The following is an 18,608-nucleotide window of genomic DNA, read 5'->3' as shown; positions in this document are numbered from 1 at the left end:
GGGTCGAGCAAACCATCAGGATTGGTACGTACGTATCCCAATGAGTTCACCCGTGAAGGAACACTCAACTATGAGGTCTGTAAATGGGATACACTGGTGAATGCCGACCATGATATTTCCATTCCGTTTACCCGTATGCTCGCAGGTCCTACGGATTACCATTTAGGTGGCTTCCGCGCACAGAACCGTAAAGATTTTAAAATACAATATGTCAATCCCCACGTAATGAGTACCCGTTGCCACATGCTGGCCATGTACGTAGTATTGGAGAACCATCTTACTTCTTTGTGTGATACCCCCGAAGCATACGAAGGACAACCCGGTTTTGAAGTATTACGCACCGTTCCCGGCACCTGGGATGAAATGCATGTACCCTTGGCGGAGATGAACAAGTATGTTACCGTAGCCCGTCGCAACGGTACCGATTGGTGGGTAGGTACCTTGAACAACAGCACTGCACGCACCTTGCAGCTGAAACTCGATTTCTTGGGAGAAGGAGAATATCAGGCTACTATCTATACAGACGCAAAAGATGTAAACGAGAATGCAAACCATTTGAACAAGGAGATGCGCAAGGTTACTAAGAAAGATATGATAGAACTGCCGCTTGCTAAAGACGGAGGTGCGGTAGTGCATGTCAGACATCATTCAAAATAGAGAATCAGGGTAATGTCATGCAGTTACCCTGATTTCGATACTATAAAATCTAATTACTTAAAATACTTAGTGCTTATGGGAAAAACACACATCTTTATGCTACTTTGCGCCTTTTGTATTCTGCCTTCAGTCAGTGCGCAACAGGCTGCTTTTGATGAATTCAGAAAAGAGGCAGGAGATTATGCTGCTCTTTACACAGGTAAAACAGAAGTAAGTTATAACTTGCAGAAATACCTCAACCATCCTTATTGGGGTACAGAGGAGTTTTGCAACGGGGCCATACACTACAACGGCTGGTTATATACTGACATACAGCTACGTTATGATACTTACAAGAAACTTCTGATTGTGGTTACTCCGAATAAGCAAACCGCATTGCAGGTAGATTTAAGAAAGGTGGATTACTTCGTGATAAACGGCCAGAAGTTTGTGCAGCAAGGCGATAACTATGCTGCATTACTATACGAAAGTCCTCAGCTATGCTTGACACAGTACATCGTTTCTACCTTGCGAGCGCAGGTGAAGAAAGAAGACTTCTATTACAGCCAATTCAAGAAAAACATTGTCTTCAACCTTCGTAAAGATGGTACAGACTTTACATTGTCCTCCCGCTCTGATTTTCTAAAACTATTTCCGAATATCAAGAAGGAACTGAAATCCTTTTGCCGGAAAGAAAAATTGAACTTCAAAGAGGATTCTCGTGCACAAGCTATGCTTGCATTAACTCAATATACGGACTCTCTAATACATAAGCAACCATGAAGACAAACATACACCTCATTAAGTATATAGGAGTCCTACTTCTTTTGTTACCTTCCTATACCGTATTTGCACAGCAACAGCGATTGTCTGTTGATAGCATTTCCGTTTTCGAACTGATGGATGCTGTCGAGAAAAGTACTTCCTGCCACATCTATACCACCATTAGCAATCCCTTTAAAGTAAAACGGACAACGGTACAAAATCCCACAGCCGAACATCTTCAGCAAGCTTTGTCCGGCACTTTTTATAAAGTAACGGTATATGGCAATAAGATATTCGTTCTGCCGGATGTATTCCTTTCCACCTCCCTGCCCTCAATCCTGAAAGGGGAGCCCTCCCGGGGGATAGATGAACAGCTCCCTACTTACATTCCTGTAGTGAACTCTTCGTCTGAAAATAAAGTCTATGAGATAGGTAACAAGCATAAAGCTTCTACTGAAAACCTGGTTACATTGACCGGAAAGATCACCGATTTTAAGACCGGTCAGAACTTGGAAGGTATCAATATTGTTCATCGTGAGCCATGGATTGCCACTACCACCAACCGCCGGGGGGAATACTGCATCAAATTGCCCGTAGGATACAATGTCATTGAAATCAGCGGCGTGAACATCAAAGGAACCCGTCGGCAATTCATGGCCTACAGCGATGGCATTGCCAACATCGAGCTGGAAGAAGAGAACCACATGCTGGACGAAGTGATTATCACCTCCGGCCGGGTGCATAACGTAAAAAGTGTGCAGTTGGGCATGGAGAAGATCCAACCTTCCATGCTGAAGAATATCCCCACCGCCATGGGTGAAGTGGATGTATTGAAGATGATCCAGACCCTTCCCGGCATCAAGACTGTGGGCGAGGCATCCAGCGGTTACAACGTACGCGGAAGTGCCGCCGACCAGAACCTGCTACTGCTGAACAATGGCACCATTTATAACCCTAACCATCTTTTCGGCTTCTTCACGGTGTTCGATTCTGATATGATAAAGGATGCTGAACTCTATAAGAGCAGTGTTCCCAGCCAGTATGGCGGTCGCATTGCTTCTGTATTGAATATAACCGGGAAAGAAGCGAGTAAGGAGAAGTTCACCGGTTCTGCAGGTATCGGCCTTGTCACCAGCAAACTGAACCTCGAGATCCCCATCATCAAGGAGAAGACTTCCCTGCTTCTGAACGGACGTACCACCTATTCGGACTGGATAATGAAGACATTACCTGAAAAGAGCGGTTATCGGGATGGTAAGGCCGGTTTCTATGATATGGGAGGGGTTTTCTCACATACCGTGAACGAACGCAACAAACTGAATATCTATGGTTACTACAGCCACGACCGTTTTGCCTTCAACGATAATCAGAAGTATGCTTATAACAACATGAACTTCTCGGCCAACTGGAGGTCGGTATTCAACGAGAAACTGACCGGCAACTTCTCTTTTGGCTACGACCATTATGATTACCAGAATGACGAAACAGTGGAAGAACCTTCTGCCGCCCGCTTGTCTTTTGCCATCAACCAATGGTTCGGTAAGGCGGATTTCGTTTATGATACCAATCATGGGCATGTCCTGAACTTCGGCTTGATAAGCCAATTCTACAACATAGATCCGGGAACATACGAGCCGCTGGGTGCCAACTCATTGGTAAAACGAAATGTGCTCCAACAGGATAGAGCATTGGAAAGTGCCGTTTATGTGGGTGACCAATGGGACATTACTTCCAAGCTTTCAGTCAATGCGGGCATCCGCTATTCCATATTCAATGCTTTGGGTCCCCGTACTTATTATACCTATCAGGAAGGTATGCTGCCTTCTTCCTCTTCAGTCGTAGATTCTATTTCAGTAGGAAGCGGCAAAGTAATCCGGACCTATCATGGCCCTGAATTCAGACTTTCGGGACGATATGCCTTCACTGACGATTTCTCTGTGAAAGCCGGTTTTAATACCATGCGTCAATACATCCATAAAGTATCGAATACCACCATTATGTCGCCTACTGATACATGGAAACTAAGTGATGCGAATATCAAACCCCAGCGTGGCTGGCAACTCGCCGCCGGTGCCTACTACAACACTCCGGGTCAAGTTCTTGAATTATCTGTGGAGGGATACTACAAGAAACTGGCTGATTACCTGGATTATCGTAGTTCCGCCCAATTGCTGATGAATCATCATCTGGAGATGGATGTTATCAACACGGAAGGATATGCTTACGGTGTTGAGTTCCAGGTGAAGAAGCCGGAAGGGAAATTGAACGGTTGGATGAGTTATACCTACTCACGTACTTTCTTGCGTCAGAATGATCCGCGCATATCCCGTCCCATCAATAACGGCGATTGGTATCCGACGGAATATGACAAACCACATGATTTTAAAATGGTGGGCAATTATAAGTTCACCCGCCGCTATAGCGTATCTATGAATATGGACTACAGTACAGGACGTCCTACTACGATACCCGCCGGGCAGTATTACGATCAGAGCCTGAGAAAGATGCAGATTTATTATACCGACCGTAACAGTTATCGTATTCCCGACTATTTCCGTATCGATTTGGCATTCAACATCGAACCGAGTCATCATCTGACACTCCTGACTCATAGTTCCATCTCCTTCGGTGTCTATAACCTGACCGGGAGAAAGAATGTCTATTCAATTTATTATGTGTCTGAGAAGGGGAAGGTTCAGGGCTATAAGATGTCAATCTTTGGTGCGCCTATTCCTTTTCTGACATACAACATTAAATTCTGATGAAGTATGAAGCGAATGATAAATATAGGATTTTTGATGTGTTTACTATGTTTCGCCACAAGTAATTGTGTGGAGAACTTTAATGCACATTTGCCTGTAAGTGATATAGGCTTACTTATTGTAGAAGGCAATAAGTATTTCGGATAGTACAGTTGTCTTTTGTTTAAGCCACAGCTTTTCCTTAAATATGGAGACATTCCCCCAAGATTATAATCAGATAGATGCTGAGGTTAGTGTGGTAGGAGGTGACGGTTCATGTTTCAACGGTATTCCTTTAGGCAAGGGGAGATATCAGGTTACAATTGGAACATTAAGCAAAGGTGTTAGCTATAGCTTGAAAATAGTTTATGATAAAGATACCTATACTTCTGATCCCCAATATCCATTAGAGACAGAGCAAATAGAAAATGTAACCTACGAACAACCGGAAGAATATGGAGACATTTACATCCGTCTATCTACTCTAAGCAAAGGTAATGTATATTATCTCTGGAATTATGAAGAAGATTGGGAAGTGAAAGCTGTTTATAAGAATCTGTATACTTATGACCCAATAGCTGATGAAGTAATTATTAATGATACAGTAACATACGAATTTGGATGGTGTCATAATGAGTCATCTGGTATTATAGTGGGTACTACAGAATCAAATATGGGCAATCATCTGAAAGATAAACGACTATATCCTATCAATCACACTGATAACCGTGTTTCTCGTTATTATAGCACGCTGATAAAACAACGGAGAATATCGGTAGGTGAGCATGAATATCTGCAACAGAAAGTGAAAATCAATGAGGAAATGGGAGGACTGTTTACTCCCCAGCCATCACAATTACCTACGAATATCACCTGCAATAATCTTGATAAACAAACAATAGGCTATGTAGGTGTTAGTATGAATGTGACGCAATATCGTATTTTCATTTCCAACAACGATATACAGTATGAAAATCCTAATGATTGTAATCCTTTAGAAGTACTTTTTACGAGAGAGCATTCATACTTTGAATTATATTCGATGGGATTTTGTATTGCTTATTGGGATGATAGAGCAGGAATATATCGTTGGGCAGACAGGAGATGTTCAGATGTTCGATATTTGGGTGCCACCCTTGATAAACCTACCTTTTGGCCGGATGAAACCGATTAATATCAATTACATAAAACATTAAATTCTAAAGAAATATGAAGAACAAAATAAACATAGGAATTTGGATGTGTTTACTTTGGGTTACTTTAAGTAATTGTGTCGAGAAATTCAATACACATTTGCCGGAGAGTAATTCGGATATACTTATAGTTGAGGGCAATATAGTATCAGATAGTATCGTAGTCTTCTGTTTGAGTCGCAGTTTCTCTTTAAATATGGAAAGCTTTCCGCAGGACTATAATCAGATAAATGCTGAAGTCTGTGTAGTAGGAAGCGATAATTCTTGCTTTGACGGAGTCTATTTAGGCAATGGAAAGTACCAGGTTGCTATTGGAACTTTAAACAAAGATGTCAGTTATAGCCTGAAGATTGATTATAATGGAGATACTTATACTTCGGAACCTCAGCGTCCATTAGAGACAGAAGAGATAGATAATGTCACCTATGAACAACCGGAAGAATATGGTGAAATCCAAATTCGTGCTTCTACTCAAAGTAAGGGGTCAGCATATTATCTTTGGAGCTATGAAGAAGACTGGGAAGTGAGAGCAGCGTATAAAGTTTCAAGCATTTATGACCCAACGATTGATAAAATAATTGAATATGAAACAGCTCCATATTATCTGGGATGGTGTCATAATGAGTCATCTGATATAATGGTGGGTACTACGGAGCTAAGTATTGACGATTACTTAAAAGATAAACAACTGTATTCTATTGACCATACCAATAACCGTGTTTCCCATTATTACAGTACATTGGTGAAGCAACGGAAAATCTCTGTAGGAGAATATGAATATTATCAGGACAAAGTGAAACTTAATGAGGAAATGGGAGGGTTGTTTACTCCCCAACCATCACAATTACCTACTAATATAAGTTGTAGTAACTCTGAGAAACAGGTCATAGGCTATGTAGGGGTTAATATGAATGTAGCGGTATATCGTATTTTTATTTCTACCAATGATATACAATACGAAAATCCATATGATTGCGATGATGTTGATACACATAATTATTCATACTATGAATTATATATGATGGGGTATGCAATTGCTGTTGCTGACCCTCCTATGAAATGGGCACCTAGGGGATGTACAGATGTACGATATTTAGGTGCTTCTCTTGAAAAGCCTGATTTTTGGCCAGAAGAAACCAATTAATACTAAGATATTATGAAAAGAATAATAACTATTATAATTGTTTGGGTTACAGTATTAGGACTGCATGCCCGGGTTGTTGAGTCGATAAGAATCTATACCGATAAAGAATGCTACTTGGCAGGAGAATATTTGTGGATAAAGGTTTGTGTGATAGACTCACTATTACAGGAAAGTAAGATGAGTAAAGTAGCGTATATTGAAGTAGGAGATACAAAACAGGTATATGCACAAGGCAAAATCAATCTCCAAAATGGGAATGGATGGGGACACATTAAGCTCCCTCAGACAATGCATACGGGTGCTTATCAACTGACGGTCTATACTCGTTATATGAGAAATGGCATTGAAAGTAGTTTCCCTAAAAAATATATCGCATTGTTGAATACCTTTCAGGCAAACGAAGAAGATGATGTGAAGCTTTTAACGGATACTCTCTCTAAAATTTCAAGTAATCAGCCGGAATTATCGACATGTTTACTGACAGATAAGCCTATCTATGGCAACCGTAGTAAAGTAACTTTGGTACTGCCGAAACTACCTGCTGATGTAAAGGAGATGAGTGTATCTGTAGTAAGAAAAGACTGCAAACTATCTGGTTTCCCAGTAGTGAGTAATAACAGAAATAATGATAACAATAGACCAAACCGTCATTTTATTGCCGAATGTGAAGGACATATCGTTACAGGAAAGTTGGTAGGTGAAACAGCTAATTCGGTAAATGCACAATTATCCTGTATTGGTAAGGATATCCGTGTTTTTGACGGACAACTTCAATCCGACAGCATCTATGTTTTCTATACAACCGGAGTAACGGATATGCAAGAAATTGTACTAACTGCTCTGCCCGAAAAAGAAAGTGCCTGTAGACTGGAGCTTGTTTCTCCATTTGCCGGAATAGTTGCGCAGACACTTCCTAAACTCCGATTGTCCATTCAAGAAGAGGCATTGATAGAGCGTAGTTTTGGTGCACAGTTGTATCCTATTTTGCCGGTAGATTCTATTCATAAACAAAGTATATTATATCAATTGCATGATTTTGTTCCTATATCAACTTACAATTTAGATGAATATACCCGCTTTAGCAAAGTAAGCGAATTATTTGCCGAGTTTATTTCAGGAATGCGTATAAGTAAACTGGAAGGCAAAAACATACTCAGGATACTGCAACCGGATATCAAACAGTTCAGCAATCAAAAAGCATTGGTATTGCTGGATGGAGTTCCGGTTGAAGATCATGAAGCCATACTGGATTATAGTGCCCGTTTAGTGCACTATATACACAGATATGCCGGAAAATACACTTTTGGAGGAGAACTATATGATGGCATTGTTTCGTTTATAACACACAAAGGCACAATGCCTGACATCCGTCTGCATAAAAATTCGCAGTTATTCTCTTATGAGTTTCCACAGAATCGTCCTGCATTTATAGCTCCTATCTATCAAACAGAAGCACAAATCAACTCCCGAATTCCTGACTTTCGTCATACGCTTTATTGGAATCCCGAAGTTGTTCCAGATTCAGATACAATCAGTTTTTATACATCTGATTTAGATGGAACCTATTCTGTTGTTTTGCAAGGAATATCGAATGATGGTAAAGAAGTGAAAATGCAAAGTGAGTTTAGGGTGGGCGATTCATATTGAGTGTAATCTAAAGCTGGCTTTCCTAAGAAAAGTGTTATCTTTGCCCTCAAAATAATAGCAAGATGAGACTTCGTTCCCTCTATATCCTTTCAATTGTCGGTTTGTTGTTGGTAATCGTAGTGCAGGTTGGCGGTATGATATATGCTTATAACAACAATCAGAAAGAGGCGGAGCGTGCGTTGAACGAATGTTTTCGGTTGGCTTTTATAGAAACGGTAGATAATCGGATTAATAATTTACCATTTCCGGATTATACAGTCCCATTCTATACATATCTTCCTCAAGATAGTACTAGAAATTTTGATGATGAGATTTTCTTGGAATATCAGCAGGCGGCTTCTTTTTTGGAGGATATATATCATGTTACCATCCCATTGGATGAAATGGCGAGATTGGTGGAGAAGAAGCTGAAGTGGAAGAATATAGATAGAACAGTGTGGATTGATCCGGTAGAAGATCATAGTCAATATTCACCCTATAGGCGCTTTAAAACTGTAATATCTGAGCAAGCTTGGTTGAATGAGAAAAAAGGAGAAGCAATAGAAGCGACTATTATTTCTCCTTTTATGCCACTCGTCAAGGATATACTATACTTGTTTCTACCTACTCTCCTGTTGATTGCTTTTCTGGTATATTGCTGGGCTAAACAGATGGATTCCATTATCAAACAGCAAAGTGATATAGAGGAGCAACGTTCTACTTTTTATTTACTGGCTGAGAAGATGCGTCTGCCCATAGGTGAGGTATGTAAGCAGATTCCTGAAAAGAAATGGGGAGATATTGAAGTTTCAGGCAAGGCTTTACTGGAAACAACAGAGCATACCCTTACAGGAGCTAAAGAGAGTGAACGGCTAAGACAGACCCGCAAGCAACATTCCTACAAGATATTTTCAATCATTGGTTTGGTTGCTAGTTGTCTATTGTTGGTAGTTTGGTTCGTTTATCTTTACCGCACGGCTTTTGAGGAAACCACTTATCAAGTGAATGATTGTTTTGAGGCTGCTTTTTATGATGAGGCTTTGTATAATCGTTTTCCTTTGTTCTATTCACAAACAGCGGAAGATGATACCGTTGAAGGTAAAGAACAGATTGATTCACCTTTTGCCAAAGAACAACGGAAATTTCTTTTTAAAGAGCCGTCAAGATATAATATTCGTCGTTTGTTCGTGCTGCATATATACAATCCGATTGATCTGAATTATCGCCTTCGTTCCGCTTTGATTATGCAACAGGGATTTAATGAGAGTGGATTTGATATTCCTTTTTCCATGCAATACCTCGATTCTGCTTTTTCCTCCCGCTTGACGGCATTAGGAATGACTTGTAACAGTGGTATTCGCCAGTATACCTCTTCCTTGGATAGTACACTCTCGGAAATGGGCTACACTTCTGCAAAGTATTCTGATATTTCTTCCCGGTTCATTCCCTTGAGAGAGGATAGTACTCTTTGTGTACAAGGAATTGTGAAGAATCCCTATCGCTATGTTGTCAGTTCCGTTTGGTATCTGTTCTTACCTCTTGGATTGATGTTTTTGGTAATGTTGGACTGTATCTTAGGTCAGATAAAAGTATTGCGGATGCAACGTAGGTTAGGACAGTTTCAGAAAGACTTTACGTATGCTATGATACACGATATGAAATCTCCATTAAGTTCCATTCTAATGGGTGCACATATTCTGGCTAGTGGTAAACTTTCTGATAAACCAGACAAAGAGGAGAAGTACAGGCAAGCAATGACAGACGAATGCGAGCACCTTCTAACACTCTCCAATCGGGTATTGGTGTTAACCCAATTGGATAAGGGGCATTTACAATTGAATAAAGAAGAAGTCGTTATACGTTCATTGCTCAATGATTTGATTGCTAAAACCTCTTTAAAGGCTGGTAAGAAAGTCGATTTCAATGTTGTTTACCATCGTTGTGAAACAGTTTATGCCGATGCTTTCTGCCTGCGTGAAGTGCTTGGTAACCTGGTGGATAACGCGATTAAATATTCGCATGACGAAGTAAAGATTGATATCATCTGCGAGTCAGAGAAAGGCTTTTCAAAGATTAAAGTCTGTGATAATGGGCTGGGCATTCCTTTGAAAGACCAGCCACTCATCTTCAATCGCTTTGAGCGATCTGTAGCAGCTACCCATAGCAGTAAAGGAGGTGCTACGGGTTTTGGTCTGGGACTGAATTATGTGCAGCAAGTGATGTTGGCACATGAAGGTCGGGTAGAAGTTGAGAGTGAAGAAGGGCGTTTCAGTGAATTCACACTCTACTTTCCATCGATCTGAAAACGTATTTCCTCGTAGTGGTCGTTGATGAAAAGATTCCTCTCGAACGAGCGTAGTTGCCATAGGATATAGACGTCATCAAAAGCGGTAAGGAACATCAGCAAACCGAGTTCAGTAATATGAAAATATCCATTTACCATACCATACAGGAAAGGTAAGATTCCCAAAAGAATGACCGGAGTTAGGCAGGTAATCCTATATTGCCACATCCGTATCGGTGCATTGCAGTGGCAGGTATAGATTCCTCCTTTATGGCGGATAACTGAAACCGAACGAAAGCCTTTGGGTGAGAACAATCCGAAAAAGAGATAATGAATGAATAGATTTACCCCTGTTCCTACCACTAAAGACAGAAGGAGTACGGTAAGGGATATATTGGGTATTCCTTTTCCATGAATTACCAGAAACAAGGCTGTTCCTATCATTAATATCAAAATAGTAGCTATCCAGAACTGTTTGGTTAACTTTCTGCTTGAAAGTACTATTTCGGTCCCTTTCTTGCTTTGTACGATAGAGAAATTCGCTTTATTAGTCATAATTTTTATGGGTTTAGTGATACACACATTCAACTTGATATTGCAAAGGTACGGGAATGAAAAATCTTGGTAAGTTATGGCAATGTTATCATTACGTTAACAGAATATCCCCTTATATCCCCCACCTGAATTATAGGTAATGATTTGTAATGCAATATTTTATAGGTTAAATGTATCCCCTTATTTGTCCCCCTGCTTTATTTTTGTGTTTATGGGTTACTTCCTACATTTGCTAATATCTTCTAAACAGATACATTACTACTATTATTCATCTATTCAAAAAGTAAAATTATGGAAAACCAAGGGATGCTCCTTTATATCGGGATAGCTCTTATCGTATTGCTGGTATGCTGGTATATCTGGGCAGCAAATAATCTCATTGCGAAGCGAAATCGAGTGAAACAATGCCTTAGTGGTATTTGTGTAGTACTAAAACAGCGGAATGACTTGATACCGAATTTGGTGGCTGCCGTGAAATCTTATATGGGGCACGAAAACGAGATACTGACCCGTATTACGGAACTCCGTTCGCATACCTTTCAACCTTCCCAAGAAACGGAGCAGATAAAGAATGGTAATGAACTTTCAGGCCTGTTGTCGAGGCTTCAGCTCTCTGTAGAAGACTATCCCGAATTGAAGGCAAACCAACAATTCCACCGCTTGATGTCAAATATCGAAGATATGGAATTACAGTTGCAAGCTATCCGGCGTACTTATAATGCTGCTGTTACCGACTATAATAATTTCATCGAGATGTTTCCCTCTTCTATTGTAGCACGTCAGCAGAATCATCACACAGAGGTGCTGATAGACATTCCTGAACACGAGAAACAGAATGTGGATGTAAGTAAACTTTTCAAGCAGCAGTGATATGGAGACGATTGATTTTAAGAAACTCTCGCAGCAACTGCGTGTAGAATTGTCAAGGGTGAATAATTGGCGTAAGATAGTACGTGCGTTGAGTATTGTGGTCTATCTTTTCGTGTTCTGCTGGTTTATGTTCGTACTGTTTGGTGGTTTTCTGGCGGGGCGCGTAGGGTGGGAGAACTATTCTGTGATTACGCAATACATCTTTCCTGTCTTTATGGGTTTTGTTGTGCTGAGTTTTGCCTTTTCCCGTAGTTTGGTGAAGTTTCAGGAGCAGGAAAATGATATTATGCGCAATATTATGTCGTCAATGTTCCCTTCTGTTTGCTTTGACTTCGCCTCTCAGTTGGATTATAAAATATTGTCGGGTAGCAAGCTTTTCAACACTTCCTTTTCAGATCCGGCTTTGGGAACTACAACCTATGGATATTTGGAGATTCTGCGCGGCGAACAAACTTTTTATGTAGCGGATATAGGTGTTTCCTACGGTTTGATGAATAAGTTGGCGCTCAATTCTGTAACGGGATATTTTGTGATGATTTACCGTTATGTACTCCGTCCGTTGTTTGCTTCCCGTTTTGAGAGCAGTGCGCACAATTTTCGGGGGATGTTTGGTTGGTGCCGATTAGAGAAGGCTTTCAAGGGTAGTATCATTATTCTCCCCGATCACCTGGAGCAGAAAGTAGGCTATCTGGCACAGAATATCCAAGGCTTAAAGAAGCGTTATAATGCTCGATTCATGCATTTGGAAGATCTTGATTTTGAGAAATATTTCTCCGTATATGCCGATGATGAGGTAGCTGCCCGCATGTTGCTGACACCTGCCATGATGCGTCATATCACCCGTTTGCGTGAAACTTTCGGGCACGACATGATGCTTTCTTTCAATAAAAATACCTTCTACTATGCAGCAGCAATGCCTGATGGTTTCCTGTGCCTGCGCAAGCAAGCTTTGGATAATGAACATCTGCTGGAACAAATTTACCACGAAATAAACCTGTCTTGTCACGTGGCGGATGAATTGAAGTTGAACTAACTCATTAATAAACACATAAAAACAAAAAGAACGATGGAAAATAACAATTGGATGTTTTGGGGCGTTGCTTCGGCTATGGTAATCTCTTTTCTTTATTTTAGAGCATGGCCGTTTGTACGTAAGATGATCAGAGCTTTCGGAGGAATACGTTTGAATTCAAAGTCAAAGTTGTCCGAACAGCAGTATAAGAAACTCTCTATCGGTAGTTTGTACGCCTTGCAACAAGGTGGTTATCTGAATACGCTTACCTTGGACATCAAGGACAAGTTACCTACTATTTTAGGTCAGTGGTGGGGAATAAGTACTGCCCATGATGCCCGTGAAACGCTGGACTACCTGTGCCAGAAAGGTTTTGATTATTACTTCCCGTTTGTCTATCAGGCTTTTCTGCTTGAAGATGAGCAGGCTCAGGATCAAATTTTCCAGCAGAACATGACGAGCCAAGAAGATTATGATAAGGCAGTTGAACAACTGCACAATCTCAAAGAGACTTATGAGGAATTGGTTGGCTGTGGGGTTCTTGCTTGCAAAGAAGATATTGCCCGTTATGGAGTGATCGGTTGGGATGCAGGGCGACTGAATTTTATGGCTCGTGCTTGTTACGATGCCAAATATATCTCTGAAATAGAAGCTTGGAAGTACATTGATAAGGCTTACGACCTGGCTCATTCTAATTTTACCTCTTGGCATGATATGGCAATGAGCTATGTCCTTGGTCGTGCTATCTGGGGAGGAACCGGTGTTTATAATTCCAGCATGAAGGGATTTGCTGATGATTTGCTTTCTGATCCCAAGAGTCCCTGGATGCAAATAAAATGGTAAACTCATCTTTTAAAACGATATTGTGATATGAAACAAACACTTACTTTTATCCCTCCCGTAGTGGACTCCACACAAAGCTCCATCCGTATGGAAGCATACGAACAGAGCGTGGACTTGTATAATCAAGGTGAACATGTGCAAGCTTTTCATTGCTTATTGGACTATTTGAATGCTGATTTTCGCACTAAATATGGCAATGCGGATGGTACGGAGTTTCACATTCCGCACGGCTCTATCTTCGTGCATATACGCATGAAAGAAGGTTTCTTCTATATCAATGCCGATTTCCTTAATCTGCCGGAGAAAGGTCGTGTTGCGATGCTTCGCCAGGTTGCCGATTTGAACCTGAACAAACTGTTGTTACCCCGTTTTGTGAAGGACAATGACAAGTTGAAAATGGAGTATGTTTGCCCGTTTTCACAAAGCCATCCGCACAAGATGTACTTTGTATTACAAAACATCTGTCATATAGGTGATAAGTATGATGATGAATTCTGCTCCAAGTTCGGCGCTACCCGTTGTTACGAACCGCAGGTTACTCCTTATCCTCAGGAAGAGATAGACCGCATCTACGAGGGTATACAAACCTTGGGACATGCAACGTTGGACGCCTTGAAAGAGTACAATGCCGACCGTCGTTACGGTTATTCCTGGAATGTGCTGGATACTACGTTCTATCAGATTTCATATTTCGCCCGTCCGCAAGGGCAGTTGCTCAACGACCTGGATAAGGTGGTAGACGATATGGATGCCGAACTACCGACTTCGGAAGTTGTAGCTAAAGGAAAGGCTTTCCTTGAAAAGTTGCTTGCTATGCCGAAAGAAAAACTTGCCGAAGACCTTTATTTCGTAGATACATTGGTTTCTACCAAGCGTCGTTCTTCTTTGAAGAATGTACAAGAGAACTTTGCGAATGTTTATAAGGAGGCTACTGAAGCCATTCAGTCCGAAAGGTATGAACAAAGTGCGGTACGCTTGCTCTATATCTTCTATGAGGCTTATTTTTATAGTGACATACAGGATGACATTAATGCCGTCATAGTCAAGGCACTTCGGAAGGCAGGCAGCCAACCCGTAGAAGAGGCTTCCGAAATTCTTTATGAAGCTATGGATAAGATTATGGAAGGTGATTTGGAAGACGATGACGAAGTGCTAGACCAAGTACAGCAAATGATGACTGAAACGATGGGAGGCAGCGATATGCAAGAACTTCAGCAGAAGATGGCGGCAGCCATGATGAGCGGTAATATGGAAGAATATTCCCGCTTGATGGTCGAGTTGCAGCAGAAGATGATGGGAAACTTAATGGGCTAACTTAATCACAACGAAAAACATATTTATTATGAACCAAGATATATATAAACTCGTATATAAAGTAACGCATGCCGGAGGTTCCGGAAGTTGCTTCTACCTCAAGTCTCACAACCTCTTTGTAACAAACTATCACGTAGTCAATGGTTTTCATACGGTAGCTATCCATGATAATGACCGGAATCCGTTTTTTGCTAAGGTGGTGCTTGTCAATCCTTCACTGGATATTGCTTTGCTGGCTGCTGAAGGTGATTTTTCGGCTTTTCCTGAACTGAATCTGGCAGCAGACGATTCACTTGCTATCGGCGGAAAGGTATGTGTGGCAGGTTATCCTTACGGTATGCCTTTCACGGTGACGGAAGGTTCGGTATCTTCTCCTAAGCAGCTGATGGAGGGCAAGTATTACATCCAGACGGATGCGGCAGTGAATCCTGGTAATTCGGGAGGTCCCATCTTCAACGAAAACAATGAAGTGGTGGGTGTGACGGTCAGCAAGTTCAGTAATGCCGATAATATGGGATTTGGTGTACGGGTGGAGGCACTTCGCAAGTTGCTGGAGTCTGTAGGCGATATAGACCGTTCCATCTTCCAGGTACAGTGTGACAGTTGTGACGAGCTGATAGGGGAAGAAGAAGAATTTTGTCCTTCCTGTGGTGAGAAATTGCCCGAAGGTGTCTTTGCGGAGCGTGAGCAGTCACCGTTGAGCGTGTTTTGTGAGCGTGCCATCACCGAAATGGGAGTAAATCCGGTTCTTGCAAGAGATGGTTACGATTCCTGGACGTTCCATAAAGGTAGTTCGGAGATACGTATCTTTGTTTACGAGAATGCCTATTTGTTTGCAGTTTCTCCTATCAACTTGTTGCCCAAGAAGGATGTGGAGCGAGTATTGGACTATATGCTGAGCGAAGACTTCTCTCCTTATAAGCTGGGCATCGATGGCCGTCAGATTTATATGGCTTACCGCATTCATTTGACCGATCTTACGGATGAATCCGAAGACGAGATTTGCCGGAATCTGGTAAACCTTGCTTTGCGTGCCGATGAGATGGATAACAAGATGGTAGAACAGTTTGGCTGCGAATTCTCGGAATATTCCAAACAGGAAGAATAATAACTCCGGATGATAAAAACGAAATGCGGCTACCGGGTGGAATAATCTGCCGGTAGCCGCATTTTCTTTGAATTTAGGAGAGAATCGGTTGTTAGAATACCGTTGTAAATGAGGAAATTGTTACTTTTGTGTCGTCAATCATTTTGTAGGAACAAATGAAGAAGAGGATTTATGTGCTGATTACTATCATGGCAACTATTGCTGCCATGACTTTGCAGGGCGTGTGGTTCGAGAGAACATACGCGCTCATGAATGAACGGCTACAGAGGGATGTCAATGAGCAATTTAATATTGCGGTGACTAAAGAGATGTATTACAGGTTCGAAGATGCTTCTATCAGTAATGAGTCCGTGATGACAATAGCACCCAAAGTTAAAGGGCGCATACGTAGAAGTCTCTATGATAACGAAAATTTCATCAATTATACACTTCGGGCTGTTCTCGATAGTTTGTCTGTTCCTATTCAATATGCTTATCTGGATTCGACATTCTCCTCTCAACTGGAATTGCAAGGTATGGAAGTATTGTCTTACAAGATAGATACGGCTGTTGCCATAGATACCACTCATTATAGGTATATAGAAGATTTGTTAGAGGATTCTTCTTTGGTTTGCAATGGAAAGATGATTCAAAGTTGTGTGTCTCCTTGGAGTATGGACTTTACCAAGGGGGTGCGGGTCACTGTATTTAATCCTTATAGGGAGATATTAGGTGAGATGTTTTTCTTCTTGATAGGTACTCTTCTGCTTTTTGTAATCATACTCTTTTGTATCATTCATCAAATCAATATTATTCGTCGGCAGAACAAGATTTCTCAATTGAGGGAAGATTTTTCATACGCCATGATTCATGACATGAAGACCCCGCTCAGTTCCATTATTATGAGCAATCATACACTGGGCAGCGGTAAGCTGGACGGGAAATCGGAGATGAGGAAGAACTTTCATTCTATCATTGCTAAAGAGTCCGAGCATTTGCTTGCCCTGACCAACAAGGTGCTGACTATCTCCAAACTGGAGCACGAAAAGATGAAGATGGCGAAGGCACCAGTTCTTGTGCAGCCATTGATGGAGGAAATGATTGAGAAATTCAAGACTATAGCCATGAAGCCCATCCGTTTTGAGATGGAATTCAAGACTGATACAGTCTGGGCGGATAGGGAGTTTCTTCAGGAAGCCCTCAGTAATCTGATAGACAATGCGGTGAAGTACTCCAGGCAAGATATTTCCATCCGTATTACAGCTTGGGCAGAGGGTGATTACTCTCTTATTAGTGTACATGATAACGGTACAGGCATTCCTGCGAAAGATTTGTCGACCATATTCAATAAGTTTGAGCGTGCTTCCTCCGTCAGGAACGGTAAAGGGGGAAGGATTGCGGGCTTCGGATTGGGACTGAACTATGTCTATCAAGTGATGCAGGCACACGGCGGCAAGGTATCGGTGGAAAGCAAAGAAGGGGAGTACAGTGAGTTTACGCTGCACTTCCCCCGAAGTTAAATTGGTTTTCTCTTACTTCTCGGCCAATAGTTGTACGGTTTCATCCGTAAATTGATGGTCAGTCGTTAGATTCCAGTCATTGTTCTTCTCGCTCCATTCATAACTCAGATAGCGCAGGTTGCTGTCATCGGTCTGCTGATAAACGGCTTTCTGCTTGATGTCGGTATAGGCATTGTCTTTCTCGTTCCATAAAGCGTATTCTATGGTCACGTCGTCTGTGTAGAAGAAGTTCAGGCTGTGGTGCTTCTCAAAACTCTTTGTGGCTTCGTTCCACTTTAATACTTCTTTTTGTTGGATACGTCCGTCGTTGTTGTAGATGTAGTTGTACTTTACATGGTTGTGCAGATACTTGTTATTCTCTACTTTGAATACGGTTTGAGTTTCTGTACGTTCTCCGTTCGTTTCGGTGTTGTAGGCAAAGTTGTTTGTACGGTTGCCACTTACTGCGTTTACTACGGATGTCATTACGATAATTACTGATAATACTAGAGCCTTCATAATTGTTTATTTTTTAAGTTATACATTTCGTTTATTTTTCTGTCTTCCGGTGAGTTGTTCCCTTTCGACATTGCAAAGATAGGGTGGGGCAAAAATCTTTTAGGTTATCGCTACGTTAATGTTAGGTTAACGGATTGAGTTCCGACACCGAGGAAGGGCTTGTTTCCCGGTGTCGAGCAAGGGGTTCCTCGGTGTCGAACCCCACCTTCCTCGGTGTCGGAGAAACACCCTACTCAGAAGGTACTCTGACGGGGGATGGCTCATTAGAGAAAGAACTTGATTAAATTTAAACATTATCACATGGTCTTCTCAAATACAGAAATGAACTGAATACCCATTTTACTCGTAACCAGGTGAAATGTGAATATTCTTATCTATTGTCAAACACTAGTGTTCCGCTCGTCAGACACTGGCATGTATCGTGACAAACACTGGTGTGTATCATGACAAGCACTAGTGTCTGACAAGAGAAACACAAGTGTCTGACAAACGGAATAGAATAGCTTAACTCATAACCCAT

The 18,608-nt window shown here is 41.4% G+C and carries 15 protein-coding genes; 13 read left to right on the top strand and 2 right to left on the bottom strand.

Features of this window, described 5'->3' with window-relative positions; translation table 11 throughout:
* The 7 genes from Q1W14_RS18590 to Q1W14_RS18560 form a co-directional block, all read left to right on the top strand.
* The coding region (locus Q1W14_RS18590; protein ID WP_300704173.1) for a glycoside hydrolase family 97 catalytic domain-containing protein at positions 1-657 on the top strand (657 nt) is incomplete at its 5' end.
* A 75-nt stretch (positions 658-732) separates the two neighbouring features.
* Positions 733-1,419 carry a hypothetical protein gene (locus Q1W14_RS18585; RefSeq protein ID WP_300704172.1) on the top strand — a complete coding sequence of 229 codons (687 nt, stop codon included), beginning with the start codon at positions 733-735 and terminating at the stop codon, positions 1,417-1,419.
* Positions 1,416-4,163, top strand: coding sequence for a TonB-dependent receptor (locus tag Q1W14_RS18580; protein WP_300704171.1), 2,748 nt, complete (start codon positions 1,416-1,418; stop codon positions 4,161-4,163). Before Q1W14_RS18585 ends, Q1W14_RS18580 begins: the two co-directional genes overlap by 4 nt.
* A gap of 187 nt (positions 4,164-4,350) precedes the next feature.
* The gene (locus tag Q1W14_RS18575) at positions 4,351-5,316 is read left to right on the top strand and encodes a DUF4249 domain-containing protein (RefSeq protein WP_300704170.1); all 966 of its coding nucleotides are present in this window, start codon (positions 4,351-4,353) and stop codon (positions 5,314-5,316) included.
* A gap of 35 nt (positions 5,317-5,351) precedes the next feature.
* Positions 5,352-6,479, top strand: a complete 1,128-nt coding sequence (locus Q1W14_RS18570; protein WP_300704169.1) for a DUF4249 domain-containing protein — start codon at positions 5,352-5,354, stop codon at positions 6,477-6,479.
* A gap of 12 nt (positions 6,480-6,491) precedes the next feature.
* The gene (locus Q1W14_RS18565; RefSeq protein WP_300704168.1) at positions 6,492-8,126 is read left to right on the top strand and encodes a hypothetical protein; all 1,635 of its coding nucleotides are present in this window, start codon (positions 6,492-6,494) and stop codon (positions 8,124-8,126) included.
* Positions 8,127-8,188: 62 nt separating this feature from the next.
* Entirely contained in the window at positions 8,189-10,408 is a 2,220-nt protein-coding gene (locus tag Q1W14_RS18560) for a HAMP domain-containing sensor histidine kinase (RefSeq protein WP_300704167.1), read from the top strand.
* On the opposite strand, the gene Q1W14_RS18555 is transcribed toward Q1W14_RS18560, so the two are convergent.
* Positions 10,390-10,944, bottom strand: a complete 555-nt coding sequence (locus Q1W14_RS18555) for a DUF3267 domain-containing protein (RefSeq protein WP_300704166.1) — start codon at positions 10,942-10,944, stop codon at positions 10,390-10,392. The genes Q1W14_RS18560 and Q1W14_RS18555 overlap by 19 nt on opposite strands.
* Positions 10,945-11,235: 291 nt before the next feature.
* On the opposite strand from Q1W14_RS18555, the gene Q1W14_RS18550 reads away from it, so the two are divergent.
* From Q1W14_RS18550 to Q1W14_RS18525, 6 genes are all read left to right on the top strand, one after another.
* Entirely contained in the window at positions 11,236-11,814 is a 579-nt protein-coding gene (locus Q1W14_RS18550; protein WP_300704165.1) for a LemA family protein, read from the top strand.
* A 1-nt stretch (position 11,815) separates the two neighbouring features.
* Positions 11,816-12,847, top strand: coding sequence for a DUF3137 domain-containing protein (locus tag Q1W14_RS18545; protein WP_300704164.1), 1,032 nt, complete (start codon positions 11,816-11,818; stop codon positions 12,845-12,847).
* A gap of 33 nt (positions 12,848-12,880) precedes the next feature.
* The gene (locus tag Q1W14_RS18540; RefSeq protein WP_300704163.1) at positions 12,881-13,669 is read left to right on the top strand and encodes a DUF1266 domain-containing protein; all 789 of its coding nucleotides are present in this window, start codon (positions 12,881-12,883) and stop codon (positions 13,667-13,669) included.
* Between the two features lie 27 nt (positions 13,670-13,696).
* Positions 13,697-14,983 carry a hypothetical protein gene (locus Q1W14_RS18535; protein ID WP_300704162.1) on the top strand — a complete coding sequence of 429 codons (1,287 nt, stop codon included), beginning with the start codon at positions 13,697-13,699 and terminating at the stop codon, positions 14,981-14,983.
* Between the two features lie 25 nt (positions 14,984-15,008).
* Positions 15,009-16,091: a trypsin-like peptidase domain-containing protein gene (locus Q1W14_RS18530; RefSeq protein WP_300704174.1), complete on the top strand. Its 1,083-nt coding sequence runs from the start codon at positions 15,009-15,011 to the stop codon at positions 16,089-16,091.
* A gap of 155 nt (positions 16,092-16,246) precedes the next feature.
* A complete protein-coding gene (locus tag Q1W14_RS18525) occupies positions 16,247-17,590 on the top strand; it encodes a HAMP domain-containing sensor histidine kinase (protein ID WP_300704161.1) in 1,344 nt (447 codons plus the stop codon).
* A gap of 12 nt (positions 17,591-17,602) precedes the next feature.
* Here Q1W14_RS18525 and Q1W14_RS18520 read toward each other — a convergent pair whose 3' ends face one another.
* Complete coding sequence (locus tag Q1W14_RS18520) at positions 17,603-18,088, bottom strand: DUF3836 domain-containing protein (RefSeq protein ID WP_300704159.1); 486 nt, start codon at positions 18,086-18,088, stop codon at positions 17,603-17,605.
* Between the last annotated feature and the right edge of the window lie 520 nt (positions 18,089-18,608).

It is taken from the genome of Bacteroides sp., assembly GCF_030151085.1.
Classification (GTDB): domain Bacteria; phylum Bacteroidota; class Bacteroidia; order Bacteroidales; family Bacteroidaceae; genus Bacteroides.
Note: the sequence above shows the minus strand (reverse complement) of the source record. Positions and strands in the feature narration are given on the sequence as shown.

Excerpts from the sequence above, each read along its gene's own strand:
- Q1W14_RS18570 (WP_300704169.1), top strand. The coding sequence starts at position 5,352 with ATGAAGAACAAAATAAACATAGGAATTTGGATGTGTTTACTTTGGGTT.
- Q1W14_RS18550 (WP_300704165.1), top strand. The coding sequence starts at position 11,236 with ATGGAAAACCAAGGGATGCTCCTTTATATCGGGATAGCTCTTATCGTA.
- Q1W14_RS18545 (WP_300704164.1), top strand. The coding sequence starts at position 11,816 with ATGGAGACGATTGATTTTAAGAAACTCTCGCAGCAACTGCGTGTAGAA.
- Q1W14_RS18535 (WP_300704162.1), top strand. The coding sequence starts at position 13,697 with ATGAAACAAACACTTACTTTTATCCCTCCCGTAGTGGACTCCACACAA.
- Q1W14_RS18560 (WP_300704167.1), top strand. The coding sequence starts at position 8,189 with ATGAGACTTCGTTCCCTCTATATCCTTTCAATTGTCGGTTTGTTGTTG.
- Q1W14_RS18565 (WP_300704168.1), top strand. The coding sequence starts at position 6,492 with ATGAAAAGAATAATAACTATTATAATTGTTTGGGTTACAGTATTAGGA.
- Q1W14_RS18575 (WP_300704170.1), top strand. The coding sequence starts at position 4,351 with ATGGAGACATTCCCCCAAGATTATAATCAGATAGATGCTGAGGTTAGT.
- Q1W14_RS18540 (WP_300704163.1), top strand. The coding sequence starts at position 12,881 with ATGGAAAATAACAATTGGATGTTTTGGGGCGTTGCTTCGGCTATGGTA.
- Q1W14_RS18525 (WP_300704161.1), top strand. The coding sequence starts at position 16,247 with ATGAAGAAGAGGATTTATGTGCTGATTACTATCATGGCAACTATTGCT.
- Q1W14_RS18520 (WP_300704159.1), bottom strand. The coding sequence starts at position 18,088 with ATGAAGGCTCTAGTATTATCAGTAATTATCGTAATGACATCCGTAGTA.
- Q1W14_RS18580 (WP_300704171.1), top strand. The coding sequence starts at position 1,416 with ATGAAGACAAACATACACCTCATTAAGTATATAGGAGTCCTACTTCTT.
- Q1W14_RS18555 (WP_300704166.1), bottom strand. The coding sequence starts at position 10,944 with ATGACTAATAAAGCGAATTTCTCTATCGTACAAAGCAAGAAAGGGACC.
- Q1W14_RS18585 (WP_300704172.1), top strand. The coding sequence starts at position 733 with ATGGGAAAAACACACATCTTTATGCTACTTTGCGCCTTTTGTATTCTG.